Here is a 26,172-nt window from a genome sequence, read left to right as displayed (position 1 = left end):
GCACCTCCTCCGTCTCCATCCGGACGCGTCAGTGCCTTCTGCCCAATCCGGCCCGCCCCAATCGTCTCTAGGGTTCCATCAGGCGGAGCGCGACCTCGACCGCGGCCTCGTTGATCTCCTCGTCGGTCAGCTTCTTGTCCTGCGACATCCACTTGCCGGCATGCAGCGTGAACAGCGCCATCGAGCGGCTGATGCGCACGGCCAGCGGATCGCCGGGGTCGTTGAGCTCGTCGGTCAGCTCCAGCATCACCTCGCGCATCCGAAGAATCTTCGGATGGTCGCGCATGGCCGTCTGGTTGCGCTCCATGAAGCGGGCGACCTCCAGATAGCGGGGGTTCGTCAGCTTGGCGGCGTAGCGCAGGACGAGCTCCTTGCGCGTCTCCGGCGTCTTCGGCTGGCTCCTGAACCAGGTCAGAAGCTCCTCGACGTCCGCCACGCGCATGTCGGCCAGACTGGCGACGATGTCTTCCTTGGTCTTGAAGTGGTAGTAGAGCGCGGCCTTCGTCACGCCGAGCTCCTCCGCGATCTCTCGCAGCGAAGTCGCCTCGTAACCCTGCTCGGTGAAGAGCTTGAGCGCGATCTCCTGGATCCTGCTCCGGGTGTCTTCCCGCAATGTGCACCTATTTCGACTTGACGGCCGGCAAGTAGGGTATCTAGCTTATTCTATGCTTGCCGGTCGGCAAGTAAGCAAGCTCTCATCTGGGGGGTGTGCGGTGGCGGAGGCAGTCGGACGACGACGCGAGGTGATGGTCGTCCTGCCCGGGCTGAGGCTCGGGGCCTGACACGTCTGTCATGGGTCGTCACAGCGTCTTGAATTCTCTGTAGTTCCCTGAAGGAATCAGGTAACTCGGACGGGCGTGGCCTGCTTTGGGCTGCCCCGGTGCTCGGTGAAGGTGAGTACGGGGGTGGCTTTGGCGTGGTGGAGGCCGGTCCGATGGTGGGAGTTCCTGACATGCCCTGTCCGGTGCGGCTGGTGCCGTCCCGGCTTGGGTGCATGGCCCGCCGGACGCTGTCCACCGCCGGTGGGCGGTGGGGCGGGCACCGTGCGCCGGTCGGGCACACGGCTGGAGGTCATCGCGTGCTCGGCCAAGTCATCGGCCGAATTGATCATAGTGTTGTTGGCGGTGCGGGTTGGCCGTTTCGGGGTGGGGCGGTTCTTGGATCTGTCGCGTGCCGCCGGTCGGGGGTGTAGGTCGGTTCGGGTGCGGCGGGCGCGGCGGGCCGCGCGGGTGGGTTTGCGGGTGCGGCGGGCGCGGGCGACGTTGCCCTCCACGATGGTGTGGATGGTGCGGGTGCCGGTGGTTCGGTGGGTGCGGGTGGCGTGCTGGCCGAGCAGGCCGCGTGAGACGATCCGCTCGGCTGCTGCCCAATCCCGGTCACACGACAGGCCGCAGGCCGGGCAGTAGGCCCATCTCCAGCCCCGCTCGGTGAGCCGATCGGGGGCCGGGCAATGCTTGAGCACTGACGTGCCGTCCCCGCACCGGGGGCAATATCGGGAGGTGCCGCGCGCTGGGACGGTGACCACCGCGATGGCGTGCTTGGCCGCCAGGTGCCGGATCGCCTCGATGATCTGCCCGCGTACCTGCCCCGAAAGGCGTGCGTTCACGCTCCCTCGGCGTCCGCGCGCTTCCAGGGTGGTCAGGTCTTCCAGGTAGATGACCGTCGCCCCGGCGGCGCTGGCCTGGTCGACTGCCCAGCGTGCGGCCGACCAGGCCAGCGCCTTGTTCAGGTTGCGGATGCGCGCGCACAGCCGCTCATGTTCGACCCCGAGCACCTGCCGGGCCGTACTCAATGCGACGTAGCGGGGATCAGCAGGCGTGATCCTCGCCAGCAGCTTTTCCAGGTGCCGGTGCTTGGCGGCCAGGTGCTCACGCTCGGCCCGCAGCCGGTGCAGCTTGGCCGAGACACCGCTCGCGTCGTAGGCGAGAGGCCGCCCATCACTGATCACCCGGCCATCGGCCAGCTCCCCTGCCACGCCGACCAGCAGTCCGTTGAGGCCCCAGTCGAAGCCGCACCCGATCACATGACCAGTAGCGGGCGCGAAGCCGAGCAGTGTCTGGAACGGCAGATCGACACGCACCCGCCCCCTTGCCACCCGCACAGTGGGGGCACACAGAGTGGCCTGCGGCGGCACGGTCGGCGGCAACGCGACCGGCAGCACGTGCCAGGTCCAGTCCTTACCGGAGGCGGGCGATTCGACCAGCGGAAGCCGCACCCGCAGGCGGGCGCTGCGATTGCCGGTGCGCTCCAGGGTGACCAGTTGTCGGTCGGCCGCCGCCAGCACGATCTGCGCCGCAACGTTCGGTGGCTCCTCCAGTTCGGTCAGATCGGCCGGGAACACCTCATGCTCGTCGCGATAGGCGCGGATCTGCCGGGTCCGGTTACGAATTTCCGCTAGGGTCACGCCGTCCGGCAGCAGCACGCGCAGCGCGTCCCATTCGGCGCGGGTGCGTGCCTGCGGGTTGTGCGGCCAGGTCGCCACGATCGCCGCCACCAGGCGGCGCCGGTGCAACGCCAGCCGCAACAAGCGAGCGGCCTGCTCCTGCGCGCACCGCAGCACCCGATCGCAGACGTACATGCCGGCGGCCGGGGTCGTGCCCCAGCCCAGCCGCCGGACAGCCATCCAGCCCTTTGTCGGCAACACCCGCCCGTCCAGCCCCACTCCGGACGCCAAAGCGTCCAGATCAGCCGCATTCCAATGGGCGGTGACGACGCAGGCGATCAGGTCCTGCGCCAAGCCGGTCAGCCATGCCACCCGCTGCGTCAGGAGCGCAGCGGAAACGACCTCGCCGGTCTTCTCCACGGTGGCGGCGTGGGCGGTGCAGGGGGCGGTCGCGGTGAGCTTATTCATGCACCGCCCCCGGCTTGGAGGCGGCATTGACGCGTGTACCGCGCGACCCGCAGCTCGACCTGCACCCCGCCCCCAGCCTCCACGATGCGTGACCTTAACGCTACCAAGGGTTGATTTCTTTGGATAGAACATGTGAGCGATCCGTTGGATATCGACACCCTCACCCCTCGCCTCCCCGCGCCACCTCACCGTGCGAATGCCGGCACACGTGCTCAGGCCGCACGCCAAAGGGCCACCTATGGGCAACGCGGATTGGGCTTCCTGGCAGGTCCTCGCCCTGGCCGCGACCGACGTGCTCTCGCTGGCGCTGTCCATCTTCCTCGAAGGACGGGTGGTCGAGCCGGCCATGCCGCTCGAGCTGTTCCGCAACCGCAACTTCGCCCTGATCTCGGGCGTCAACTTCCTGCCGCTGTTCCAGCGGACTGTCCAGGGCGCGTCGGCCATGGTGGTCTCGCTGTTCGTTGGCCGGGCCCTCGACGCCACGGGCAAGTACAAGATCTACCCGATGCTCGGCGGCGTCGGCATGGCCGTGGCCTGCTGGCTGGCGGTCTTCGTCAAGATGATCTCCCTGCGCGGTGGCCCGTCGGCCGGGGCCGCCACGCAGGAGGAGGTGGTCAGCCCGGCGGCAGGCTGAACAGCTTGTCGAGCCCGGTCATCCGCATCAGGTTGTGCAGATAGGGCGTCAACGCCACCACGCGCAGCACGGCGTCGGCGCCCTCGACCTGCCGCTGGAGTCGTACGAGAGCGGCCAGGCCGGAGGAGTCGATGAAGGCCAGCCCCGACAGATCCACGTCGAGCCGGTGGTAGCCGGCATCCAACGTCAGCCCCGTCAGATCGGCGGCGGTGTCGAAATCGAGGTCGCCGCTGAGCGCCAGCCGGATCGTCGTGGCGTCCGGTGTGGCGACGTCGATGCGCAACGGCGTCTTGTCGAGCACCGCCTCAGCTTATCCACCGCGCCGAAAATAGGAGGCGCGGGGCGTCCGGATTCGGGAAAATCGCTGCCATGAAGCCGTCCGCTGCCCACAGATTCAGCCGTCCACGGGCCGAAGACGCCACCGCCATCCATGAGCTCGTCGCGGCCTGTGACCTCGCCGTCATCGGCGTTCCCGACGCGACGGTCGACGACATCGCCGACGAGCTGGCGGAGCCGGGCTTCGACCTCGACGCGGACGGCTGGCTCGTCCACGACGCCGGCGGCGCGCTCGTCGGCTGGGCCTGGGCCTGCGCCAAGGGCGACAGCGACATGATCGACATAGAGGTCCTGGTGCGTCCGGGCGTCGAGGGGCTCGAGGACGAGCTGTGGCGCCTCGTGCTCGACCGCGCCGGGGAGCTGGCGCTGGCCCGGGGCCACGACGCCGCCACGGTCGACATCGGCATCTACCGGGCCGACACTGGCAAGCAGGCGCTCGCCAAGGGATACGGCTTCGCGCCCGGCACCAGCTTCCACCGCATGCGCATCGACCACGAAGGCCCGGTCGAGCCGCCCGCCCCGATTCCGGGGCTCACCCTCCACAGCGGGGAGACGGACGCCGTCCGCAGGCAGGCGTACGAGGTCCAGCAGGAGGCGTTCGCCGACCACTTCGGCTTCGTCAAGGTCGACTACGAGCACTGGCTCGAGCGCCGGCAGGCGCAGAGCGTCACCGACTGGAGCCAGCTCACGGTCGCCAGGATCGACGGGCGGCCGGCGGCGCTGGTGGTCGGCAACAACCAGTTCGTGCCGGACGAGGACTGCGGCTATGTCGCCACGCTGGCCGTCCTGCCCGAGCATCGGGGGAAGGGGCTGGGGCGCTTCCTGCTCCGGCACGCCTTCGCCGCCGACGCGGCGCGTGGTCGGCGGGCGACCCTGCTGCACGTCGACTCCAACAACACCACGCCCGCGCTCGACCTCTACCTGTCGGCGGGCATGCGGCCGGTCCTGGTGATCGACGTCTGGCGCCGCCTGATCCGGCCCGTCCGGGCTTCCTGAAGGCCCGCTCTCACGGGTGGTATCCCTTCCGGTCTAGCGTACGAACGTACTAGTTCGTACATTTGAGGAACACCGGAGGAGAGTGAGAGCGGATGAGCTCCTATCTGATCGGCCTGATCGGCGCCGGGATCGGCCCGTCGTTCAGCCCCGCGCTGCACGAGCGCGAGGCGGACGCGCACGGCGTGCGCTACGTCTACCGGCTGCTCGACATCGGCGAGCTGGGGCTGGGCGCCGAAGCCGCGGGGGAACTGGTCCGTACGGCGCGGCGGCTCGGGTTCGACGGCCTCAACATCACCCACCCGTGCAAGCAGACCGTGATCCCCTTCCTGGACGAGCTGTCCGCGGACGCGGCGATGCTCGGCGCGGTCAACACCGTCGTGTTCGAGGGGCGGCGGGCCGTGGGGCACAACACCGACTGGACCGGGTTCGCGGAGTCGTTCGCCAGGGGACTGCCCGACGCGCCCACCCGGCAGGTGGTGCAGCTGGGCGCGGGCGGAGCGGGGGCCGCGGTGGCGCACGCCCTGCTGACCCTCGGCGCCGACCAGGTCGTGCTGGTCGACGCCGCCGAGGACCGGGCGGCCTCGCTCGCCGCCGACCTGGCCGGCCGGTTCGGGCCGGACCGGATCCGCGCCGCGACCCAGGGTGAGCTGGGCGGGCTGCTCGCCACGGCGGACGGGCTGGTGCACGCGACCCCCACCGGCATGGCACAGCACCCCGGGCTGCCGCTCCCCGCGGAGCTGCTGCGCCCTGAGCTGTGGGTGGCCGACATCGTCTACCGACCACTGGAGACCGAACTGCTGCGCCGGGCCGGGGCGCTCGGCTGCCGCACCATGCACGGCGGCGGCATGGTGGTCTTCCAGGCCGCGCATGCCTTCCGCCTGTTCACGGGCCGCGAGCCCGACCCCGAACGGATGCTCACCCACCTCACCGACCTGATCGACGCCTGACCGGGAGGTATCGCACCATGCGTAAGTCCATCGCCACCGTCTCGGTCAGCGGGACGCTGGCGGAGAAGCTGACCGCCATCTCCGCCGCGGGCTTCGACGGCGTGGAGATCTTCGAGAACGATCTCCTCGTCTCCCCGCTGAGCCCGGAGGAGGTACGCGCCCGGGCCCGGGACCTCGGCCTCGGCATCGACCTCTACCAGCCCTTCCGCGACTTCGAGGCGGTGCCGGGCGACGTGCTGGCCCGCAACCTGCGCCGGGCAGAGCGCAAGTTTGAGGTGATGGAACGCCTCGGCGCCACCCTGCTGCTGGTCTGCTCCAGCGTGTCGCCCGACGCGATCGACGACGACGAGCTGGCCGCCGAGCAGCTGCGCCTGCTCGCCGAACGGGCGGCCGGGCACGGCATCAGCATCGCCTACGAGGCGCTGGCCTGGGGCAGGCACGTCAACGAGTACCTGCACGCCTGGCGGATCGTGCGCATGGCCGACCACCCGAACCTCGGCACCTGCCTCGACAGCTTCCACATCCTGTCGCGCGGCTCCGACCCGATCGGCATCGAGGCGATCCCGGGTGACAAGGTGTTCTTCCTCCAACTGGCCGACGCGCCGCTGCTGGCGATGGACGTGCTGCAGTGGAGCAGGCACTACCGCTGCTTCCCCGGCCAGGGGACCTTCGACCTGGCCGGGCTGGTGACGCACGTGCTGGAGACCGGGTACGCCGGGCCGCTGTCGCTGGAGGTGTTCAACGACGGCTTCCGGCAGGCCGACGCCGGCCGTACGTCGCTGGACGCCATGCGGTCGCTCATCGCGCTGGAGGAGGCCGCCGCCCGGCGGCGCGGCGTGACCCCGCCGATCCCGCCCCCGGTCATCCCGTCCGGCTTCGCCTTCGCCGAGCTGTCCGTCCCGGCCGCCGAAGGGTCCGCCGTAGAGTCCGGCGAGCCGTCCGTCCCGGCCGGCAACCCGCCAGGACCGCCCGAGCCGGCCGCGCATGCCCCCGAGCTGAGCACGCTGCTGGCCGCGCTCGGGTTCGTACGCACCGGCACGCATACCGGCAAGCCGGTCGAACTGTGGGAGCAGAGAGAGGCCCGGATCCTGCTCAACGCCACCGGCGACGAACCCGCGCTCGCCGCGCTCGGGCTGGAGAGCCCCGACCCGGCCGGTTCCGTGAAGCGCGCCGAGTCGCTGCTGTCACCGGTGCTGCCCCGCCACCGGGCCCCGCGCGAGGCCAGGCTGGACGCGATCGCCGCACCGGACGGGACCGAGCTCTTCTTCTGCCGCACCGGTCATCCCGACCATTCGAGCTGGACCGACGACTTCAGGACCGAAGGCGCCGCGCCTGGACCGGTCGCCGGGGGCATCACGCACATCGACCACGTGGCCCTCACCCAGCCGAGGCACCACTTCGACGAGGCAGCGCTGTTCTACCGCGGCGTCCTCGGCCTGCGCCCCCAGGAGAGCCTGGAGGTCCCCGACCCCTACGGCCTGCTGCGCAGCAAGGCGATGTCCAGCGGGGACGGCGCCCTGCGGATGGTGCTCAACATCAACCAGGTCGGCGCCCAGCACATCCCCTGGCAGCACATCGCCCTGGCCTGCGACGACATCGTGGCCGTCGCCCGCCGGCTGCGCGCCGCCCACCCCGGGCTGCTGCTGCCCGTCCCCGCCAACTACTACGACGATCTGGCCGCCCGGTACGACGTGCCACCCGAGCTGCGCGAGCTCGGCCTGCTGTACGACAGGGACGAGCACGGCGAGTTCCTCCACCTGTACACGATCACGGCCGGGCGGGTGTTCTTCGAGATCGTCCAGCGCGTAGGCGGCTACCAGGGCTACGGCGCCGCCAACGCACCCGTCCGCCTGGCCGCACAGCACGCCTTGGGAGTCAACGGTCATCTACGATCAACTACCGCCGGTTGAGGCTGGTGGTTTGCTCTCGCGGTCCCGTCTGGGTGAGGGGAGGCCGGTAGCGTGTGGCTGGTTGATGGCGGCCCAGCCCGCTGCGCCGCGTGTGGCGATGTTGCGGGCTGCGATGTGGTCGGCGTGCCCAGCGAGGCCGCACCGGGTGCAGATGAACCGGCCCCGTGCCGGCCGGTTCGCCCTGGCCACGTTCCCGCAGTCCGGGCAGGTCTGCGAGGTGTAGGCGGGGCCGACCAGCACGAAGGCGATCCCGGCTCGGTCGGCCTTGTAGCGGGTGAACACGGTCTGCTGGGCGAAGGCCCAGGTGTGCAGGGTGCGTCGCTGGAGCCGGTGAGCCCTGACCCGCCCGCGGATACCCTGCAGATCCTCCAGGGCGACGCCACAGCCGGTGCGTTCGGCTTCACGCACCACAAACGTACTGATCTGATGGTTGAGGTCGGTCATCATCCGGTGCTCACGCCCCGACAGACGGCGCAGCACCCGCCGCGCCGAAGAGGTGCTCTTCCTCTGCAACCGTCGGCGCTGGCGGTGGCGCCGCTCGCGCAGGGTGCGGACGTGGCCGTTGCCGGCGATCGGCCCGGCCAGGGCGGGGCCGGGCAGCACCGCGCCGTCGCAGGTGACCGCCAGGTTGGCCACTCCGTGATCCACGCCGACGAAGCCGCCGACCGGCTCGCGTACCGCCGGTGTGGGCAGGGTGAGGGTGACTTGCAGCAGCCACACGCCGCGTCGGCAGATCAGGTCGGCCTCGCCGAGCGGCAGCGTGTCGATGGTTTTGAGGTCTTCTGGTCGGCCGGTGTAGGGGACGGTGACGCGGCCGGTGGGAGTCCACAGCGACACCGTGCGGGCGTCGCGATTCCAGCTCACTGCAACTCCACCACAGCGAAGACGCGATGCCGCCACGCCAGGCGGGACACGACGGTGGCCGCCTCATTGCACAACAACAACACCGCCGCCGCCAGCGCCTCGGCCTGGCCCGGGGCGGGCGTGAGCCGGAGCTGCACGACGGTGGGCAGACCGTGCCGTTTGGTGGCGGAGCGGCGGGATCGCCATCGCGCACCTCCTAAGAAGGGTGGGGCTTCCTCCCGGCGCTGCCAGACCGAGTCTTCGTGCCACAATTCAGATGAACGTGACCCCGTTGGCCTGACCATGGAGCCTCATGACCTCGCAGCCACTCGCCCGCGCCGGTGGCGAACGTCAGCGTGACGCCGACCGGACCAAGGCGGAGATCCTCCAGGTGGCGCAGCGGGAGTTCGCGCGGCACGGATACGCCGGGGCCAGGGTGGACGAGATCGCCGAGCGGACGCGCACCACCAAGCGCATGATCTACTACTATTTCGGCGGCAAGGAGCAGCTCTACATCGCCGTTCTGGAGAAGGCCTACACCGAGGTGCGGGCCGCCGAGCGGACCGTCGACGTGGCGCACCTGGCGCCGGTGGAGGCCATCCGCACACTGGCGGAGCTGACCTTCGACCACCACGACGCACACCGCGACTTCATCAAGCTGGTCGGCATCGAGAACATCCACGAGGCCGAGCACATCCGCAAGTCCGAGCTGCTGGGCAACCTGGGCACGCCCGTCCTCGACCTCATCTCCCGCATCCTCGACGCGGGGCAGGAGTCCGGCGACTTCGTCACCGAGGCCGACGCCATCGACGTGCACATGATGATCAGCGCGTTCTGTTTCTTCAGGGTCGCCAACCAGCACACGTTCGGGGCGCTGTTCGGCCGCGACATGACCGCGCCCGAGCACCGTGCCAGGCTGCGCACGATGGTCGGCGAGCTGACCGTCGCCTACCTGCGCGGCGCGGGCGCGCCCCCGTGACCTGCGGGCGGACCGGCGCACACGATCACAGCCGCTCTGGAGAAGGGTCATTCACACTCTTGTAATGTACGAACCAGTGAGTTAGTTTCGGGGCTATCTCACCCGGGAGGAGCCCCCGTGACCAACGCACCCACCCCCCAGGGCAAGCCGCGCAAGGCCGCGATCGCCGCCTGGATCGGCAGTGCCCTGGAGTACTACGACTTCTTCATCTACGGCACCGCCGCCGCCCTGGTCTTCAGCAAGATCTTCTTCCCCACGTCCGCTCCGGGCACCGGAACGCTGCTGGCCCTGGCCACGTTCGGCGTCGGCTACCTGGCCAGGCCCGTCGGCGCGTTCGTGCTCGGCCACATAGGGGACAAGTTCGGGCGCAAGAAGGTGCTGGTCTCCACGCTGGTGCTGATGGGCCTGTCGACGTTCCTGGTCGGCTGCCTGCCCACCTACGACCAGGTCGGGGTGCTGGCCCCGGTGCTGCTGGTGGTGCTGCGCCTGATGCAGGGGTTCTCGGTCTCGGGTGAGCAGGCGGGCGCCAACTCCATGACGCTCGAGCACGCTCCGGCCGGACGCCGCGCCTACTACACCAGCTTCACGCTCAACGGCACGCAGGCCGGGCAGATCATCGCGACCGCGATCTTCCTGCCGATCGCCGCGCTGCCCGAGGAGCAGCTGCTGAGCTGGGGCTGGCGGGTGCCGTTCTGGCTGAGCATCGTGGTGGCGGCGGTGGGGTTCGTGATCCGGCGCACGCTGGAGGAGACGCCCGCCTTCGAGCGGGAGGTCGCCGAGAACGGTGTCGCCAAGATGCCGCTGGCCGTGCTGTTCCGCGAGCACGGGACGGACGTGCTGCGGGTGGTCGTGGCCGCGGTCATCGCGTCGGTGAGCACGATCTTCACCGTGCACGCGCTGTCGTACGCGGTCAACACGGTGGGGCTGGAGCGGGCGCCGATGCTGTGGGTCGGCGTGCTGGCCAATGTCGCGGCGGTGATCACGATCCCGCTGTGGGGGGCGCTGTCGGACCGGGTGGGGCGCAAGCCGGTGTTCATCGGCGGCTCGCTGGGGTGCGCGGTGCTGATCTTCGCCTACCTCTGGGCGATCTCGGCCGGTGGCTATCCGCTGATCTTCGTGGTGGGGATCCTGATGTTCGGTGTCGTGCACAGTGCGACCAGCGGGGTCTGGCCGTCGTTCTACGGGGAGATGTTCAGCACCCGGGTGCGGCTGTCGGGGATGGCGATCGGCACGCAGATCGGCTTCGCCATCGCCGGGTTCGCGCCCACGGTCGCCACGGCGGTGGCCGGTACGGGCCGGGGGAGCTGGCTGGGGGTCTCGGTGCTCACCGCGGTGGTGTGCCTGATCAATGTGGCCGCGGTGGCCACCGCGCGGGAGACGTACCGGATCCCCACCGACCAGCTCGGCGCCAAGACCACCACCCCCGCACAGACGGCGACGGCGAGCACGGCGTGAAGGGCGTGAAGGGCGCGCGCGGTGTGACGGCCGGGCAGGCGTGGGCAGTGGGCAAGGCGTGAGCGGAGGCGCGGGTGCGGTCGCGGGCGGTGAGTTTCGCGTCTACGCCATCCGGTACGCGCGGCGCGACGCCCTGCGCGGCGAGCACTTCCACGGCCACGACGAGCGGGCGGGCGAGCCGCACCCGACGGCCTACTACACCTGGCTGGCCGTCTCCGACCGGCACACCGTCGTCGTCGACACCGGCATCAGCCGCGCCCGCGCCGCGAAGATCGACGGCCTCGACTACCTGGCCTCGCCCGCCGAGACGATGGCCGAGCTGGGCGTGCCCGCCGGCTCGGTCGATCACGTGGTGCTCACCCACCTGCACTACGACCACACCGGCACGGCCCGCGAGTTCGGCGCCGCCCGGTACGTCCTGCAGCGGGCCGAGCTCGACTACTGGACCGGCCCCTGGGCCCGGCGCGTCGCCAGGGAACGCTGGCTGATGGACGAGGGCGACGTGGCGCACCTGCGGGAGGCGGAGAAGGACGGCAGGGTGGACCTGCTCGACGGTGACGCCGAGCTGGTCCCCGGGCTGAGCGTCCACCTGGTCGGCGGCCACACGGCCGGCATGCAGGTGGTGCGGATCCGGACCGCGCGCGGCCACGTGGTGATCGCCTCGGACGCGAGCCACTTCTACGAGAACATCGAAGCCGACCGGCCGTTCCCGATCCTGCACAGCATGACCGGCATGTACGGCGCCTTCGACCGGATCAACGAGCTCGCCGACGGGCCGCACCTGGTGGTGGCCGGTCACGACCCCGAGGTGCTCACCCGCTTCCCGCCGCTCACCGAGGCTCTGAGCGGCCGGGTCGCCGTGATCGCCGAGTAGGAGCACCCACCGACCGAGGTGGCGGCTCACAGGCCGGGGCTGCGGTCACAGGCCGAGGTAGATGCGCCGGACCTGGGGATCGACCCGCAGGGCGGCCGAGGTGCCGGTGGCCGCGATCTCGCCGTTCTCCATGACCAGGCAGGTGGCGGTGACGTCGAAGGTGAGCTTGGCGTTCTGCTCGACCAGCACGATGCTCAGCCCGTCGCCGTTCAGCCGCTTCAGCGCGGTCACGATCTCCTCGACCAGGATCGGCGACAGTCCCATCGACGGTTCGTCGAGCAGCATCACCCGGGGGCGGCACATGAGCGCCCGGCCGATGGCCAGCATCTGCTGCTGACCCCCGGACAGCGCCCCGGCCAGGCGGTGCCGCATCTCGCCGAGCACCGGGAACAGGTCGTAGACCTCGCCGATCGGCGTCCGCTTCCAGTTTCCGGTGTAGGCGCCCAGCAGCAGGTTCTTCTCCACCGACAGCCCCGGGAAGACGTGCCGCCCCTCGGGGACGTAGCCGATGCCGTGGCGGACCAGGGTGTGCGCGGGCGCGCGGAGCAGGTCGTGCTCGCCGAACCCGATGCGCCTGGCCTGCCGGGGCGCCAGGCCCATGACGGCCTTGAGGGTGGAGGTCTTGCCCGCCCCGTTGGCGCCGATGATGCCCAGCGACTGGCCGGGCTCCACCGTGAAACTCACGTCGTGGGCCGCCCGCACCCCGCCGTAGTGCACCGACAGTCCTTCGACGATCAGCGTGCTCATCTGGTGGCCTCCTCGACGGCGGACTCGGACGGGGCGGACATAGAGTCGCCCAGGTAGGCCGCGACCACGTCGGGCTGGACGGCGACGTCCGCGGGGGCGCCGTCGGCGATGACCTTCCCGCCGGACAGTACGGTGACCCGGTCGCACAGCGACATGACCAGGCCCATGTTGTGCTCGATCACCACGACCGTCACGCCGGAGTCCCTGATCGAACGGACGATCTCGGCGAGCTGCCGCACCTCCTCGCCGTTGAGCCCGGCCGCCGGCTCGTCGAGCAGCAGCAGCGCGGGCGCCATCGCCATCGCGCGGGCCATCTCGATGCGCCGCTGGATCCCGTACGGCAGCGCGCGCGGGGCGGCGTCGGCGAAGTCCCGCAGCCCGAACCGGTCGATCAGCTCCCCGGCCCGCTCCCGCAGCGCACGCTCGAACCCGAGCACACTCCAGGGCAGCGCGAGGTAGCGCCAGACCCAGCGCGTCCGCGTGCGGTCCAGGCCGACCAGGACGTTCTCCCGGACGGTCAGGTCGCCGAACAGCCGCAGGTTCTGGAACGTGCGGGCCACCCCCAGCAGCGACAGCCGGTACGGAGCCGCGCCGGTGACCTCCCGCCCCCGGAACAGGATCCGGCCCGACGTCGGTGTGTAGAAGCCGCTCACGACGTTGAACAGGGTCGTCTTGCCCGACCCGTTGGGCCCCACCACACCGCGGATCTCGCCGGCCGTGATCGTGAGTGACACCTGGTCGAGCGCGGTCAGACCCTTGAACCGCATGGTCACCCCATCGATCTCCAGCAGGTCACCGCCCGTGCCCGTGCTCGCGTCGGCATCCGCCCGCTCGTACGGCTGGAAAGGCCCCAAGGTGGCTCTGGCCCCGGCGGCCCGGCGGCGCCGGAGCCGGGCGGGCAGCCCGGCCAGACCGGTGGGAGCGAAGACCACCACGAGGACGACCACGGTCCCGTAGCCGAGCTGGGCGTAGGCCGACACGTCCAGCAGCGCCTCCCTGACCAGCGACAGCGCCACCGCCCCGACGACGCAGCCGAGGATGCTCCGCCTGCCGCCGATGATCACCATGGCCAGCAGCAGGAACATGTTGGCGATGCTGAACGTCTCCGGCGCCACGAAACGGATGAGCCCGGCGTACAGGACTCCGGCGATGCCGCCGTACAGGCCGGACAGCACGAAGGCGGTCATGCGCAGCAGCGGGATCTCCGCGCCGAGCGCGCCGGCGGCCAGGTCGTCGTCGCGCATGGCGCGCAGCCTGCGGCCGAGCGGCGAGTGGGTCAGGAACAGCGCGAACGCCAGCGCGAGCGCGAACGCCACCAGTTCGACGTAGTAGAAGAGGTACTCGCTGGACAGGTCCACCCCGAACAGCGGCGGCACCGGGATGTCGCTGATGCCCTCGGCCCGCCCGGCGACGGTCGCGTTGGTGATCCAGTTGACGAAGGCCAGCGCCAGCCCGAGCGTGACGATGCCCAGGTAGTGCGACTGCATCCGCAGCGCGGGCAGGCCCACCAGCAGCCCGACGAGGACGGCGGCCAGCAGGGCGAGCACGGCGGCGGTCCAGAAGCCGAACCCGGCGCGGGTGGTGAGGATGGCGACGGCGTAGGCGCCGACGCCGAAGAAGGCGATCTGCGCCAGATTGATCTGGCCGGCCACGCCCATGGCCAGCCCGAGGCCGATGCCGAGGACCGCGAAGATGATCGCCACGTCGACGACGTGGATCGCGTATCCGCCCAGCCCGTACGGCAGCAGCCAGGCCGCCACGGCGGCGGCGATGAGGGGGATCAGCCGTTTCACGCTCGGTTCACCGTCGTCTCTCCGAAGATGCCGGTGGGGCGGACCATCACGATGGCGGCGAAGACCAGGAACGTCACCAGCTCCGAGTACTCCTGGAAATGGCCGGCCGCGAACGAGTCGAGCAGCCCGAACGCCATGCCACCGGCGATCGCGCCCCGCATGCTGCCGAAGCCGCCGAAGATCGCGGCGGCGAAGCCCTTGATGCCCAGCGAGCCGCCCATCGTGGGGCTGACGTAGAGCATCGGCCCGATGAGCCCGCCGGCCAGCGCCGCCAGGCCCGCGCCGATGGCGAAGGCCATGGCGTTGCTGCGGCCGACGTGGATGCCGACGGCGGTGGCCGCCTCGTGGTCCATCGCGACCGCCTGCATGGCCGCGCCCCGCTTGGTGCGCTGCAGGAACATCCCCAGCAGCACGGTGGCCGCGGCCGCCACGCCGATGACCACCAGGCTGTAGGTCGGGATCTTGATCCCGGCGAGGTCCAGCGGCGCGGTCGCCACCGGCGACGGCACCGCGTGGCCGGTCGCGCCGAACACGCGGATCGCCCCGGCCTCCAGCACGGTCCCGAAGCCGATCGTGCCGATCAGCATCAGGTCGAAGTCCTTGTTCTCCAGCGGGCGCAGCACCCGCTCGATGACCAGGCCGATCAGCGCGGTCACCGCGATCGCCACCGCGACCGCGACGGGGAAGGGCAGCTTGGCGAACATGTAGAGGTTGGAGGCGGCGTAGGCGCCGATCATCACCACGTTGCCGTGGGCGAAGTTCACCAGGCCCATGGTGCGGTAGACGATCGAGAAGCCCATGGCGACCAGCGCGTACACCGCGCCGAACGTGACGCCGCCGATGAGGGTCTGCAGAAAGACCTGCACGGTTCTCCTAGCCGGCCGACTCGGCGACGATCTTCCCGGCCTTGATGAGGCCGATCTGGGTGGCGTGGATGCCCACCCCGGAGTCGTCGTAGGCGAAGTCGCCGAGCAGGCCGTCACGCTTGACCGCGCGGATCGCGTCGGCGAGCGGCCGGCCGCCGGCGCCCTTGGTCTGCTTGAGCGCCTCGATGAGGATCTTGGCGCCGTCGTAGGCCTTGGCGCCGTGCAGCTCGGCGGCCTCGCCGAACGCGGCCTGGTAGGCGGCCGAGAAGGTCTTGCTCGCCTCGCTCGTGTCGTTGCTGAGGTACGGCGAGCTGATGACCGAGCCCTCGGCGTTGTCCGCCCCCGCGGTGGTGACGTACACGTCCGTGCCCATCGGCGCGCCGCCCGCCAGGACCGCCTTCAGCCCCAGCTCGCGGGCCTGCTTGGCGATCAGCCCGGACTCGACCTCCTCGGCGCCGATGAACAGCACGTCGGGGTCCTTCTGCCGGATCGCGGTGAGGGAGGCGCTGAAGTCCTTCTGGTCGGGGGTGACGGCCTCGTCGGCGACAGGAGTGACGTTCCTGGTCTTGAGGGCGGCCAGGAAGGCGTCGTGCTCGCCCGCGCCGTACGTGCCGTTGTTGCTGATCAGCGCGATCTTCTTGTGGCCCTTGTCGTCGACGAGGTACTTGGCCAGCGTCTCGTCGTAGGTCACGCTGGTCGGCGCGTTCAGGAACAGGAACGGGCTCTTGAGCGCGGCGAGCTTGGGCGACTGTCCCGAGGTGATGTTCGGGATGCCGGCGTCCTTGAGTATCGGCGCCATGGCCAGGGTGACGGCGCTCTCGGCGGTGCCGAGCATGGCGACGTAGCCGCCACCGGCGATTTTTCTGGCGAGGTTCGTGCCGACCGTGGGGTCGCCCTGGTCGTCGAACAGGTCGAGCTGGATCTGCCGCCCGTTGACGCCGCCGGCCTTGTTGGCCTCGTCGACGGCCAGCTTGACGCCCTTGCTCTCCCATTTGCCGAGCGAGCTGAGCTGGCCGCTCTGCGCGTTGATGTTGGCGACCTTGATGGGTCCTGTGGCATCGGCTTTCGTGCCGGACTGCTGTCCGGGCGCCGAGCAGGCGGCCAGCGTGATGATGAGCGACACGGCGGCGACGGGGAATCTCGCGGACAACACGGTTCACCTCGTTTGGGGGGATTTTTCGGGATAGAGCCGCTTAATGCACGAACTAGTACGTTAGTTATACGGCCGGGGGTCACCAGAGGAAAGAGCGAACGTGCAACGGTTTCAGTCGGGGAAGACGCTCTGGTAGATGTCCTTGATGTTCCAGTGGCCAGGGGTGGGGACGGGCTCGTTGACCATGGGCACGTCGATCACCGCGGGCCGCCGGTCGGCCACTGCCTTGCGCAGGGCCGTACGGAGGTCCTCAGGTGCGGTGGCGGTGTGCCCGCCGGCCCCGCAGGCCCGCGCGAGGGCGGCGAAGTCCGGGCTGTAGGGCCGCCCTGCGGGGTCGGTGAAGTCGCAGCCGTGGCTGCGGCCGAAGTGCGCGGACTGCAGGTCGGAGATCGTGCCGTGGGACCGGTTGTTCATCACCACGAAGATCACCGGCGCGCCCGCCTCCACCGCCAGCGGCACGGCCGGGAGCTGGGCGCTCATGCCGCCGTCGCCGATCAGCGCGACCACGGTCCTGCCCGGCTCGGCGAGCTGCGCGCCGACGGCCGCGGCGGGGCCGAAGCCCATCGTGGAGGCGCCGCCGGGGGTGATGAACCGGCCCTCGGGCGGCAGCTCGTAGCACTGCGCCACGCCGTTCTTGTTCCAGCCGACGTCGGTGACGAGGATCGTGTCCGGGGGCACCGAGTCGCGCAGGTCGGCCAGGATGCGCTCGGGCCGCAGCGGGAAGTCGTCGGCGCGCCCGCGTTCCCTGCTGGCGGCGAACAGCTCCGACCTGGCCGCGCGGATCCGTTCCCGCAGCGCGGGACGGCTCGCCGCGGGCTGCTCGGTGGCCGCCGCGGCGATCGCCCTGATGGCCAGAGCGGCGTCGGCGACCGCGCCGATCTCCGCCGGGTAGTTGCGGCCGATCTCGGCCGGGTCGAGGTCGATCTGGAGCAGCCTGCTCTTGTCGCCGAGCGTCCAGGTGAAGCGGGGATCCCAGGAGCTGGAGTCGGTCTCGGCGAAGCGGGTGCCCAGCGCCAGCACCACGTCGGCGTCCCGGGCGTAGTCGTTGGTGAGCTCCAGCCCCCAGAACCCGGTCATGCCGAGGACCAGCGGGTGCGCGTCGGGCACGGTCCCCTTGGCCATCAGCGAGTGGGCGATCGGGATGTCGAGGTGCTCGGCCAGGCCGAGCAGCGCCTCGGCGTCGTCGCGCAGCCCGCCGCCCGCGTAGATCAGCGGCCGCTCGGCCCCGGCGAGGGCGGCGGCGATCCGCTCGGCGACCTCCGCCGGCAGACCGGGCGGCTCGGCGCGGCTGAGGGACGGGTACGGCTCGGCGGCCCGCGAGAAGACGTCCATGGGCACGTTGACCAGCACCGCCCCCGGCCGTCCCGTCGTCGCCGTCCAGAAGGCGCGCTCCACGGCCCGGCCGAGGTCCTGGGGCCGGTGCACGTTCCACGCCCGCTTGACGAACGGCCGGAAGACGGCCGCCTGGTCGGCGTCGGCGTGCAGGTTGATCTCCTGGTGCGGATGCCGCCCGTGGTAGTAGGAGGGGACGTCGCCGGAGATCACCACCAGCGGCACCGAGTCGAGCGCCGCGGTCAGCACCCCGGTGGTGGCGTTGGTCAGGCCGGGCCCGACGTGGACGAGCAGCACGCCCGGCTTTCCCGACACACGGGCGTAGCCGTCGGCGGCGTGCGCGGCGGCCTGCTCGTGCCGGGCGATGACGAACCGGATCCGGCTGTCGGCGAGCGCGTCCAGCACGGCGATGTTGGTGTGGCCGCAGGTGCCGAAGACGTGCGAGACGCCGAGGTCCTCCAACTGCGCGACGAGCGCGTGCGCGGCGGTGGCGGTCATTCTTCTCCCCAGATGGTCAGGCCCCGCAGCAGGAGGGTCTTGGTCACGGTGAAGTCCTCGATCATCCAGCGGGGTGACTCGCGGCCGATGCCGGAGTCCTTGACGCCGCCGAAGGGGACGTGGTCGAGGCGGAAGTTCGACGACCCGTTGACCACCAGCCCGCCGACCTCCAACTCGCGCCACGCCTGGACGATCCGTCGCACGTCATGCGTGAACAGACCGGCCTGCAGGCCGTACCTGCTGCTGTTGCACGCCTCGATGACCTCGTCGAAGCCGTCATAGGGGAGCACGGCCACCAGCGCGCCGAACACCTCCTCGCGCACCAGCCTGGCGTCGGCGGGCGGCGCGGCGACCACGGTCGGCTCCATCACCGCCCCCGACCGGCCGCCGCCGGTGGTGATCACGGCGCCCTGGCCGGCCGCCTCGCCGGCCCAGCGGGCCACCCGCGCGGCGGCGTCGTCGTCCACCATCGAGCCGACGTCCGTCGCCGGGTCCAGCGGGTCACCCACGACCAGGGCCTTCACCTCGGCGGTCAGGGCGGCCACGAACTCCTCGAACCTGCCGCGCTGGACGTAGACCCGCTGCACCGAGATGCAGCTCTGCCCCGAGTTGCTGTTGCCGGTGCGCGCGCAGACCCGCGCCGCCTCGGCCACGTCGGCGTCCTCGCACACGATCGTGGCGGCGTTGCCGCCCAGCTCCAGCAGCACCCGCTTGGGCCCGGCGGCGCGGGCGACGGCGGCGCCCGCCGTCACGCCGCCGGTGAAGCTGACCACGGCGATCTCGGGCGCCGCGCACAGCCGCGCGCCCACGTCGGCGCCGCCGTGCAGCACCTGTACGGCCTCGACCGGCATCCCGGCGTCGAGCAGGATCCGCACCAGCTCCGTCGAGACCGCGGGCGCCTGCGGGGGCGGCTTGACGATCGTGGTGTTGCCCGCGGCGAAGGAGGCGCCGAGCTTGTGCGCCAGCAGGTTCGCCGGGGCGTTGAACGGGGTGATCGCCAGCACGGGACCGGCGGGGGCGCGGCAGGTCAGCGCGGTGTTGCCCACGCCGCGGGCCCAGCCCGCCACCGGCAGCACCTCGCCGCCCAGCGCCCTGGCCTCGGCCGCCGACACCGACAGCGTGTCGGCCACCCGCAGCACCTCTCCGCGCCCGTCCTTCAGCGGCTTGCCGAGCTCGACGGCCAGCAGCCGGGCCAGTTCCTCGCCGCGGGCGGTGACCTCGGCCGCGCCGCGTTCGAGGATCGCGGCCCTGGTCGCGGGGGCTAACCGCGCCACCGCCCGGGCGGCCCGCCCGGCGTAGGCCAGGGCCCGGGTGATGTCGTCCGGCGTCGCCGTGCGGGCCCGGCTGACCGTCCGCCGCAGGTAGGGGCCGGTTCGTTCGGCCGTCGGGCCGTCGGTCAGCCATGTCCCGGCGACCAGGCAGCCCGCTTGGTAGATCGCATCCATCTCGACTCCACTAAGTGGTGCATCAGAACCGCACTGTGGACTTGCTCAAAGTATGAGGACATTCCGGTCCGCGCAAGAGGAACCGCGTAGTGGAACGTATGGACCGTATAATGGACCGAGTGTTAGCGTACGGACCGCATGAGAGGGTGAGCAGGAGTTCACCTTCGACCGACAAGTGAGGACCCGTGCCTGCGAACTTCCCGGCAGAATCCGGCGAGTCCGGTGGCGTGCGCAGCGTCCAGCGAGCGTTCGACATCCTGTCCCTGCTCGGCGAGGACCGGCGGATCCTGACGATCCGCGAGGTCGTTGACGAGACCGGCCTGGCCAAGACGACGGCGCTGCGCCTGCTGCAGACCTTGGAGCACATGGGCCTGCTGTGGGCCGCGCCCAAGGGCTACACCGCGGGGCCCGCCCTGTGGCGCTGGGCGCACCTGGCCCGCAGCGCGTGGGAGCTGCCACCGGAGACCGTCAAGCTCATGCGCGACCTGGCGGCCCGGCAGCGCGAGACCGTCAACCTCTACGTCGCCAGGGACGTCCACCGCGTCTGCATCGCCCAGCAGGAGAGCCCGCAGCCGCTGCGCCACGTGGTGCGGGTCGGCGACGAGCTGCCGATGTGGGCGGGCGCCTCCTCGAAGGTCCTGCTCAGGGACGCGCCCGCGCGGCTCCTGACGCGGATCGCCCGCACCTCTCCGCACGGCGAGGCGCACCTGGAGACGCTGCGGCAGTGGATCGCCCAGGCGGCGGCCGACGGCCACGCGGTCAGCCACGGCGAGCGTGAGCCCGGTCTGTCCGCCGTCGCGGTGCCCGTGACCGGCGGCGCCAAGGCGATCGTGGCGGCGCTCACGCTCAGCGGCCCGACCGTGCGGTTCACGGACGAGCGGGTGGCGGAGTTCGTCGCGGACCTGGGCGAGGTGGCGGGGCGCATGTCGGAGCGCGGGTTCGACCATCCCCTGACCTGAGCATTGGGAGAGCGTGAATGCAGCAGTTGCCACTGGACGGTGTCAAGGTCGTCGATCTGACCAGCGTGCTCGCCGGACCCTACTGCAGCTACCAGCTGATGCTGTTCGGCGCCGAGGTCGTCAAGGTCGAGCTGCCCGGCAGCGGGGACCTGGCCAGGCGCCTCGGCCCTGACGACGAGCTCAACCGGGACCGGCTCGGCGCCTCCTTCCTGGCCCAGAACGCGGGCAAGAAGTCGGTGGAGCTCGACCTGAAGAGCCCGGCGGGGCGGGTGGCGTTCGAGGCGATGGTCACCGGCGCCGACGTCCTGCTGGAGAACTTCCGGGCCGGGGTGCTGGCCAGGCTCGGCTACGACCGCGACCGGCTGCGTGAGCTCAACCCGCGGCTGATCTACTGCGCGATCTCCGGCTTCGGGCAGAGCGGCCCGATGAGCGGGGCGCCCGCCTACGACCAGATCATCCAGGGGCTGTCGGGCATGATGAGCGTCACCGGCACCCCCGACACGGTGCCGATGCGCGTCGGCTTCCCGGTCTGCGACACGGTCGGCGGGCTGATGGCCGCCATGGCGATCTGCGCCTCGCTCGCCGGACGGCACCGCACCGGGCGGGGCAGCTTCCTGGATCTGTCCATGCTGGAGGCGTCGATCTCCGCCATGGGCTGGACCGTGTCCAACTACCTGGTCAGCGGCGTCGAGCCGGAGCCGATGGGCGACCAGAACGCCACCGCGGCGCCGTCGGGCACGTTCGAGACCGCCGACGGGCCGCTCAACATCGCCGCCAACCAGCAGACGCAGTTCGAGACGCTCTGCCGGCTGATCGGCCGCCCCGGCCTCGTGGCCGATGCGCGATTCGCCCTCCCCGAGGCGCGCAAGCTCCACCGGAAGGCGCTGAACGCCGAGCTCAACGGCGCGCTGCGGGCCAGGACCGCGCAGGAGTGGGAGGAACTGCTTTCCGGTCACGGCGTGCCCGCCGCCCGCGTCCTGACCGTCCCGCAGGCGCTGGCGCTCGACCAGCTCCGGCATCGCGGCTTCCTCACCGACCTGAGCTTCCCCGGCGGGAGCGACCGCCGCCTGACCGTCACCGGCAACGGCGTGCTCGTGGACGACGAACCGCTGCGCCCCCCGGCCGCCCCGCCGCTGCTGGGCGCCCACAACGAGGAGTACGCGCATGAGTGACGCGGCCGACTGGTGGGGCACCGCCGTCTCCAGGATCGAGCCGGACGTCATCGAGCTGCGCGGCCGGCCGGTCCAGGAGCTGATCGGCCAGGTGGGGTTCGCGCAGCTGATCTGGCTCATGCTCCGTGGCGACCTGCCCGACCCGCGGCGGGCGGCGCTGCTGGAGGCCGCGCTGGTCTCCTCGGTCGACCACGGCCCGCACGCGCCGTCCATCGCCGTCGCGCGGATGGCGATCACCTGCGGCGTCGGGCTGAACAACGCCGTCGCCACCGGCGTCAACCTGCTGGGCGACGTGCACGGCGGCGCGGGGGAGCAGTGCGTGGAGCTGCTGGAGGAGGCGCTGGCCTGCGGCGACACCGCGGCCACGGTGGCCCGCTGGCGGGCCCGCGACAAGTACCTGCCCGGGTTCGGGCACCGCTTCCACACCCGTGACCCGCGCCGTGATCCGCTGCTCGGCCTGGTGGAGCGGGCGGTGGCGGACGGGGTCGTGGCGGGCGACCATCTGCGGGTGGCCGAGGAGGTGGAGCAGCTGATCAGCCCGGTCCCGATGAACATCGACGGCGCGACCGCCGTCGTCTACGCCGAGCTGGGCTTCCCCGCGCCGCTGGCCAGGGGCCTGTTCGTGCTCGGCCGCAGCGTCGGCATCCTCGCGCACGCCTGGGAGGAGGCGGGGCAGGGGCGGCGCAACAAGGGCCCGCTGCCCCCCTCGATCCGGCCGACATACCTCGGTCAGTAGACGACGATCTTCCCGGTGTTCTGCGGGAAGATCGCGTCGTTGTAGAAGTACTCGCCGGGCGTGGCGAAGGTGTGGGTGAACGACTGCCCCGGCATCAGCACGCCGCTGTCGAACTCGTACTCGAAGAAGGAGACGGCGGCGTGCGCGAAGGCGTTGTCCGCCGGATTGGTGAACGTGACGGCCGTCCCCTTGGGCACCCGCAGGTGCTGCGGCGACATGGCGTTCTGGGCGACGGTGTTCTCGGCCGGGCCCGGCCGCTGGTTCGCCGCGTCCCAGACGCGGCCCAGCGTGACCGTCGTGCCGGCGACGGCGGCGGTCCTGATGTCGTTGCGTTTCTTGGGCGGTACGGGCGCCGCCGCGGGTGCCACCTTGCCGCCGAGCTTGAACGCCCACAGGTGGTCACCGCGCGGGATGTCCGGGTACGGCAGCCCGTTTCCGCCCGCCAGGACCGCGATGTACTGCTCGCCGGCGATCTCGTAGCTGATCGGGCTGGTGTGCACCCCGGCGCCGCACTGGAAGCTCCACAGGATCTTCCCGTCGGTGTCGTCCATCGCGTGCAGCACCCCGTCGGGGCCGCCCTGGAACATCACCCGCCCGGCCGTGGTGAGGATGCCGTTGCCGTGCGCGAGTGACCACTCCCTGTCGAGGGTCCACACCGGCTTGTTGGTACGGGGATCGACGGCCGCGATGCCCCCCGCGAAGTACTCGCCCAGCGGGCGCGAGGTGTTGACCCGGCCGTCGCGGCTGTTGGAGAAGCCGGAGTTGATCAGCCCGTAGCCGACGTAGATCCAGCCCGTGTGCGGGTTGAACGACAGGTGCGCCCAGTCGGCGCCGCCGCCCGCGCCGGGAAAGATGATGGTCGCCCGGTCCCAGTGCGGCGTGTAGAGGCCGCCCCAGGCGTAGAACGGCACCGGCCTGGTCGCCTTGCCGAACTCCGGCGCCTGCGTGATAAACGGCTCACCGCCGGGGAACGGCTGCGTCGGCGCGGTCTTCTGGCGTAAGTCCTGGGGCACCGGCCGCTCCGTCACGCCGTGGACCGGCTCACCCGTCGCCCGGTCGAGGAAGTAGAACATGCCGGCCTTGCTGCCGTAGACCACGACCTTGCGCTTGTCGCGGCCGATCCGCACGTCCACGAGTACCGGCGCCATGACGTTGTCCAGGTCCCAGATGTCGTGGTGCACCGACTGGAAGTGCCACGCGCGCTTGCCGGTCTTGGCGTCGATGGCCACGATCGAGTTGGCGAACAGGTTGTCGCCACCCCGGCTCGAACCGTCCAGCCGGGGGTAGGAGCCGCCGAAGGTCCAGTAGACCAGCCCGAGGTCCGGGTCGATCGCGGGGTGGATCCACGGCACCGCGCCGCCGGTCTTCCAGGACTCGCCCTCCCAGGTGTCGTTGCCGAACTGGCCCTCGCCCGGACACGCCCAGAACGTCCACGCCACCTCGCCCGTGGCCGCCTTCAGGGCGTAGGCGCGGCCCCGGGCGCCGCCGGTGCTGCCCTGCATGCCGACGTAGATCAGCCCGTCCCAGTAGACGACCGCTCCGGCCAGGGTGCCGGTCAGGCCGCCGCACTGCCCGTTCTGGGGATCGCAGCCGCCGGTGTCGCCGCCGCCCTCGTCCTCGGTGATGAGCTGCCGCTGCCACACCACCTGGCCGCTCTCCTTGGCCAGGGCGTAGACGATGTTGGCGCCGGAGGTGGAGAAGACCAGGCCCTCGCCGAGGGCGACCCCGCGCATGTTCGTCTGCTTGGTGCCGAGGTTCGTCTTCCACTTCAGCGCTCCGGTCCTGCCGTCCACGGCGAAGACGTTCTGCTGGGTGGTCTGGACGTACAGGATGCCGTCCTGCACGACGCAGGTGCTCTGCTGGGGCGCGGCGGTGCTGCCGCCCTCCAGGTTGACGTGCCAGGCGCCGCCGAGGCGGTCCAGGTTGCGCGCGGTGATCTTCTTGAGCGGCGAGTGGTTGTGGTTGCCGAGGTTGCCACAGACCTTGGGGAAGTCGCTGCCCGCGCTGCCCAGGGCGGGGGACTGCTGTTCCGGGACGGGAGCGGGAGCGTCCGTACGAGCGGGCACGGCCAGTGCCGCGGCCGCGCCGATGAGGAAGTTACGTCGTTCCACTGGCACCACGCCTTCTTGTGGTCCACTAGGTGGACCTATAGATCCGCTTAACGGACGCACAATAAGCCGGTGCGGCGGTGAAGACAAGACCTTGCCCGGCCTCGGACCGCTGGCTACGCTGTGGAACGATCGATCCACCTGGTGGACCCCGGAGGTGCCCGTGAGACCCTCGACGCTCGTGACCGCCGCCCTGCTGCTGGCGGTCGGCTTACCCGCTTCAGCCGCCACCTCCGACGATCCCGCCCCCGCCGGCGGTGTGTGCCGGGGCACCGACGCCCGCTGCTACCACGACTGGGGCAACTTCGACCCGGCCAAGGGCTACCGGCTGCTCGTCTACACGCGCACGGCCGGCCCCCGCCACGCCCATCTGGGCACCGTGCTCGGGCCGGGTCTCAACCCGCCGCTCAACGACGACAACGTGGCCGTGAAGGCGGTGCTCAAGCTGGGCCAGGACAACGGCTTCGCGGTCGACTACACCGAGGACGTCACCCAGCTCGCCTCAGCCCAGAGCCTGCTGAAGTACAACGCGGTGATGTTCCTCAGCACGACCAGGGACGCGCTCGACGACGCCGCCCAGACCGCGCTGCGCCAGTACGTCAGGGCGGGCGGCGGCTTCGTCGGCGTGCACAACGCCTTCGGCACCGAGTACAACTGGCCCTGGTACGAAGGGCTGCTCGGCGAGGCCAACTTCTACGACCACGGCCCCGATCAGCCCGCCACCGTACGCACGGTCGATCGGCGCGACGCCTCGACCCAGGGCCTTCCGCCGGCCTGGACGTTCAGCGACGAGTGGTACAACCTCGTCCCGGCCCCCACCCGCGTCCGCGTCCTGGCCCAGGTCGACGAGAGCACCATGCTCAAGGGCACCCGCGGCAACCTCGGCCACCCCGGGCACGGCAGGGACCACCCGGTCTCCTGGTGCCAGTACTACGACGGCGGCCGGTCGTGGGTCACCACGCTCGGCCACGAGGTGCAGGCGTGGACCGGCGACCAGCGCTTCCTCGGCCACCTGACCGGCGGCGTCAAGTCGGCGATGGGCATGACGCCCTTCTGCCGCTGATCACTTCTGGGTGGCGGCGTGGTGGAGGCCGCGCAGCGCCAGCACGTAGCCGTACACGCCGAACCCGACCACGATGCTCCGCGCGACCGGCGAGATGTAGGAGTGGTGCCGGAACGGCTCGCGCGCGTGCACGTTGGAGATGTGCAGCTCGATCACCGGCAGCTCCACGCCCTCGATGGCGTCGTGCAGGGCGACGGACGTGTGTGTGTAGGCGCCGGGATTGAACACCGCGCCGACGCACCGCCCGGCCTTGACCTCGGCCCCGGCCTCGTGGATCCAGTCGATGAGCTGCCCCTCGTGGTTCGACTGCCGGAACCGGAGGTCGAGGCCGAGCTCGGCGGCCTCCTCGCCGCACAGCTGCTCGACGTCGGCCAGCGTCGTGGTGCCGTACACCTCCGGCTTGCGGGTGCCGAGCAGGTTGAGGTTCGGGCCGTTGAGAACGTAGACGGATGTCACACATGCCTCACTTCATGGT

Annotated in this window: 24 protein-coding genes; 11 read left to right on the top strand and 13 right to left on the bottom strand. The window is 71.0% G+C overall.

The window, feature by feature from the left end:
* Positions 1-67: 67 nt before the first annotated feature.
* Positions 68-613, bottom strand: a complete 546-nt coding sequence (locus ACGFNP_RS02520; RefSeq protein ID WP_358341908.1) for a helix-turn-helix domain-containing protein — start codon at positions 611-613, stop codon at positions 68-70.
* Between the two features lie 225 nt (positions 614-838).
* A complete protein-coding gene (locus ACGFNP_RS02515) occupies positions 839-2,851 on the bottom strand; it encodes a zinc ribbon domain-containing protein (protein ID WP_393313935.1) in 2,013 nt (670 codons plus the stop codon).
* 238 nt (positions 2,852-3,089) lie between these two features.
* On the opposite strand from ACGFNP_RS02515, the gene ACGFNP_RS02510 reads away from it, so the two are divergent.
* On the top strand, positions 3,090-3,485 hold the full coding sequence (locus tag ACGFNP_RS02510) for a hypothetical protein (RefSeq protein WP_358341902.1): 396 nt from the start codon (positions 3,090-3,092) through the stop codon (positions 3,483-3,485).
* Here the strand turns inward: ACGFNP_RS02510 and ACGFNP_RS02505 are convergent.
* On the bottom strand, positions 3,466-3,786 hold the full coding sequence (locus ACGFNP_RS02505) for an STAS domain-containing protein (RefSeq protein WP_358341899.1): 321 nt from the start codon (positions 3,784-3,786) through the stop codon (positions 3,466-3,468). The two genes, ACGFNP_RS02510 and ACGFNP_RS02505, sit on opposite strands and share 20 nt — an antisense overlap.
* Before the next feature lie 68 nt (positions 3,787-3,854).
* On the opposite strand from ACGFNP_RS02505, the gene ACGFNP_RS02500 reads away from it, so the two are divergent.
* From ACGFNP_RS02500 to ACGFNP_RS02490, 3 genes are all read left to right on the top strand, one after another.
* On the top strand, positions 3,855-4,817 hold the full coding sequence (locus tag ACGFNP_RS02500) for a GNAT family N-acetyltransferase (RefSeq protein ID WP_393313931.1): 963 nt from the start codon (positions 3,855-3,857) through the stop codon (positions 4,815-4,817).
* A 92-nt stretch (positions 4,818-4,909) separates the two neighbouring features.
* The gene (locus ACGFNP_RS02495) at positions 4,910-5,764 is read left to right on the top strand and encodes a shikimate dehydrogenase (protein ID WP_393313928.1); all 855 of its coding nucleotides are present in this window, start codon (positions 4,910-4,912) and stop codon (positions 5,762-5,764) included.
* 17 nt (positions 5,765-5,781) lie between these two features.
* Positions 5,782-7,674, top strand: a complete 1,893-nt coding sequence (locus ACGFNP_RS02490; protein ID WP_393313925.1) for a bifunctional sugar phosphate isomerase/epimerase/4-hydroxyphenylpyruvate dioxygenase family protein — start codon at positions 5,782-5,784, stop codon at positions 7,672-7,674.
* Here ACGFNP_RS02490 and ACGFNP_RS02485 read toward each other — a convergent pair.
* Together ACGFNP_RS02485 and ACGFNP_RS02480 are read right to left on the bottom strand one after the other, a co-directional pair.
* Positions 7,657-8,538 carry an RNA-guided endonuclease InsQ/TnpB family protein gene (locus ACGFNP_RS02485; RefSeq protein ID WP_393313922.1) on the bottom strand — a complete coding sequence of 294 codons (882 nt, stop codon included), beginning with the start codon at positions 8,536-8,538 and terminating at the stop codon, positions 7,657-7,659. The genes ACGFNP_RS02490 and ACGFNP_RS02485 overlap by 18 nt on opposite strands.
* On the bottom strand, positions 8,535-8,675 hold the full coding sequence (locus tag ACGFNP_RS02480; protein ID WP_393313919.1) for a hypothetical protein: 141 nt from the start codon (positions 8,673-8,675) through the stop codon (positions 8,535-8,537). The genes ACGFNP_RS02485 and ACGFNP_RS02480 overlap by 4 nt, the downstream gene beginning before the upstream one ends.
* A 155-nt stretch (positions 8,676-8,830) precedes the next feature.
* Here ACGFNP_RS02480 and ACGFNP_RS02475 point away from each other — a divergent pair, with 155 nt between their 5' ends.
* From ACGFNP_RS02475 to ACGFNP_RS02465, 3 genes are all read left to right on the top strand, one after another.
* Positions 8,831-9,496 (top strand): TetR/AcrR family transcriptional regulator, encoded by a 666-nt coding sequence (locus ACGFNP_RS02475; RefSeq protein WP_358334272.1) that lies wholly within the window; start codon positions 8,831-8,833, stop codon positions 9,494-9,496.
* Between the two features lie 117 nt (positions 9,497-9,613).
* Entirely contained in the window at positions 9,614-10,951 is a 1,338-nt protein-coding gene (locus ACGFNP_RS02470; RefSeq protein WP_358334269.1) for an MFS transporter, read from the top strand.
* A 58-nt stretch (positions 10,952-11,009) separates the two neighbouring features.
* A complete protein-coding gene (locus tag ACGFNP_RS02465; RefSeq protein ID WP_393313915.1) occupies positions 11,010-11,825 on the top strand; it encodes an N-acyl homoserine lactonase family protein in 816 nt (271 codons plus the stop codon).
* A 45-nt stretch (positions 11,826-11,870) separates the two neighbouring features.
* On the opposite strand, the gene ACGFNP_RS02460 is transcribed toward ACGFNP_RS02465, so the two are convergent.
* The 6 genes from ACGFNP_RS02460 to ACGFNP_RS02435 form a co-directional block, all read right to left on the bottom strand.
* The gene (locus tag ACGFNP_RS02460) at positions 11,871-12,572 is read right to left on the bottom strand and encodes an ABC transporter ATP-binding protein (RefSeq protein WP_358334263.1); all 702 of its coding nucleotides are present in this window, start codon (positions 12,570-12,572) and stop codon (positions 11,871-11,873) included.
* Positions 12,569-14,365 carry an ATP-binding cassette domain-containing protein gene (locus tag ACGFNP_RS02455; RefSeq protein WP_393313912.1) on the bottom strand — a complete coding sequence of 599 codons (1,797 nt, stop codon included), beginning with the start codon at positions 14,363-14,365 and terminating at the stop codon, positions 12,569-12,571. Before ACGFNP_RS02455 ends, ACGFNP_RS02460 begins: the two co-directional genes overlap by 4 nt.
* Positions 14,362-15,231 (bottom strand): branched-chain amino acid ABC transporter permease, encoded by an 870-nt coding sequence (locus tag ACGFNP_RS02450; RefSeq protein WP_393313909.1) that lies wholly within the window; start codon positions 15,229-15,231, stop codon positions 14,362-14,364. The genes ACGFNP_RS02455 and ACGFNP_RS02450 overlap by 4 nt, the downstream gene beginning before the upstream one ends.
* A 7-nt stretch (positions 15,232-15,238) precedes the next feature.
* On the bottom strand, positions 15,239-16,381 hold the full coding sequence (locus ACGFNP_RS02445) for an ABC transporter substrate-binding protein (protein ID WP_358334254.1): 1,143 nt from the start codon (positions 16,379-16,381) through the stop codon (positions 15,239-15,241).
* 114 nt (positions 16,382-16,495) lie between these two features.
* Positions 16,496-18,214 carry a thiamine pyrophosphate-binding protein gene (locus ACGFNP_RS02440; RefSeq protein WP_393313905.1) on the bottom strand — a complete coding sequence of 573 codons (1,719 nt, stop codon included), beginning with the start codon at positions 18,212-18,214 and terminating at the stop codon, positions 16,496-16,498.
* A complete protein-coding gene (locus ACGFNP_RS02435) occupies positions 18,211-19,659 on the bottom strand; it encodes an aldehyde dehydrogenase family protein (RefSeq protein ID WP_393313902.1) in 1,449 nt (482 codons plus the stop codon). Before ACGFNP_RS02435 ends, ACGFNP_RS02440 begins: the two co-directional genes overlap by 4 nt.
* 185 nt (positions 19,660-19,844) lie before the next feature.
* Here ACGFNP_RS02435 and ACGFNP_RS02430 point away from each other — a divergent pair, with 185 nt between their 5' ends.
* The 3 genes from ACGFNP_RS02430 to ACGFNP_RS02420 are packed head-to-tail and all read left to right on the top strand — an operon-like array spanning position 19,845 to position 22,526.
* Positions 19,845-20,618 carry an IclR family transcriptional regulator gene (locus ACGFNP_RS02430; protein WP_393313899.1) on the top strand — a complete coding sequence of 258 codons (774 nt, stop codon included), beginning with the start codon at positions 19,845-19,847 and terminating at the stop codon, positions 20,616-20,618.
* A 17-nt stretch (positions 20,619-20,635) separates the two neighbouring features.
* A complete protein-coding gene (locus ACGFNP_RS02425; protein ID WP_358334242.1) occupies positions 20,636-21,790 on the top strand; it encodes a CoA transferase in 1,155 nt (384 codons plus the stop codon).
* The gene (locus tag ACGFNP_RS02420) at positions 21,783-22,526 is read left to right on the top strand and encodes a citryl-CoA lyase (RefSeq protein WP_393313896.1); all 744 of its coding nucleotides are present in this window, start codon (positions 21,783-21,785) and stop codon (positions 22,524-22,526) included. The genes ACGFNP_RS02425 and ACGFNP_RS02420 overlap by 8 nt, the downstream gene beginning before the upstream one ends.
* On the opposite strand, the gene ACGFNP_RS02415 is transcribed toward ACGFNP_RS02420, so the two are convergent.
* Complete coding sequence (locus ACGFNP_RS02415; protein WP_358334236.1) at positions 22,520-24,643, bottom strand: PQQ-binding-like beta-propeller repeat protein; 2,124 nt, start codon at positions 24,641-24,643, stop codon at positions 22,520-22,522. The genes ACGFNP_RS02420 and ACGFNP_RS02415 overlap by 7 nt on opposite strands.
* A gap of 154 nt (positions 24,644-24,797) precedes the next feature.
* Between ACGFNP_RS02415 and ACGFNP_RS02410 the strand changes: the two genes are divergently transcribed.
* On the top strand, positions 24,798-25,697 hold the full coding sequence (locus ACGFNP_RS02410; RefSeq protein WP_393313893.1) for a ThuA domain-containing protein: 900 nt from the start codon (positions 24,798-24,800) through the stop codon (positions 25,695-25,697).
* Here the strand turns inward: ACGFNP_RS02410 and aroQ are convergent, their stop codons facing one another.
* On the bottom strand, positions 25,698-26,153 hold the full coding sequence (gene aroQ / locus ACGFNP_RS02405; RefSeq protein ID WP_358334229.1) for a type II 3-dehydroquinate dehydratase: 456 nt from the start codon (positions 26,151-26,153) through the stop codon (positions 25,698-25,700).
* Positions 26,154-26,172: the final 19 nt, after the last annotated feature.

It is taken from the genome of Nonomuraea sp. NPDC049269, from assembly GCF_043197155.1.
Taxonomy (GTDB): Bacteria; Actinomycetota; Actinomycetes; order Streptosporangiales; family Streptosporangiaceae; genus Nonomuraea.
Note: the sequence above shows the minus strand (reverse complement) of the source record. Positions and strands in the feature narration are given on the sequence as shown.

Excerpts from the sequence above, each read along its gene's own strand:
- ACGFNP_RS02515 (WP_393313935.1), bottom strand. The coding sequence starts at position 2,851 with ATGAATAAGCTCACCGCGACCGCCCCCTGCACCGCCCACGCCGCCACC.
- ACGFNP_RS02510 (WP_358341902.1), top strand. The coding sequence starts at position 3,090 with ATGGGCAACGCGGATTGGGCTTCCTGGCAGGTCCTCGCCCTGGCCGCG.
- ACGFNP_RS02500 (WP_393313931.1), top strand. The coding sequence starts at position 3,855 with ATGAAGCCGTCCGCTGCCCACAGATTCAGCCGTCCACGGGCCGAAGAC.
- ACGFNP_RS02495 (WP_393313928.1), top strand. The coding sequence starts at position 4,910 with ATGAGCTCCTATCTGATCGGCCTGATCGGCGCCGGGATCGGCCCGTCG.
- ACGFNP_RS02490 (WP_393313925.1), top strand. The coding sequence starts at position 5,782 with ATGCGTAAGTCCATCGCCACCGTCTCGGTCAGCGGGACGCTGGCGGAG.
- ACGFNP_RS02475 (WP_358334272.1), top strand. The coding sequence starts at position 8,831 with ATGACCTCGCAGCCACTCGCCCGCGCCGGTGGCGAACGTCAGCGTGAC.
- ACGFNP_RS02460 (WP_358334263.1), bottom strand. The coding sequence starts at position 12,572 with ATGAGCACGCTGATCGTCGAAGGACTGTCGGTGCACTACGGCGGGGTG.
- ACGFNP_RS02440 (WP_393313905.1), bottom strand. The coding sequence starts at position 18,214 with ATGACCGCCACCGCCGCGCACGCGCTCGTCGCGCAGTTGGAGGACCTC.
- ACGFNP_RS02435 (WP_393313902.1), bottom strand. The coding sequence starts at position 19,659 with ATGGATGCGATCTACCAAGCGGGCTGCCTGGTCGCCGGGACATGGCTG.
- ACGFNP_RS02425 (WP_358334242.1), top strand. The coding sequence starts at position 20,636 with ATGCAGCAGTTGCCACTGGACGGTGTCAAGGTCGTCGATCTGACCAGC.
- ACGFNP_RS02420 (WP_393313896.1), top strand. The coding sequence starts at position 21,783 with ATGAGTGACGCGGCCGACTGGTGGGGCACCGCCGTCTCCAGGATCGAG.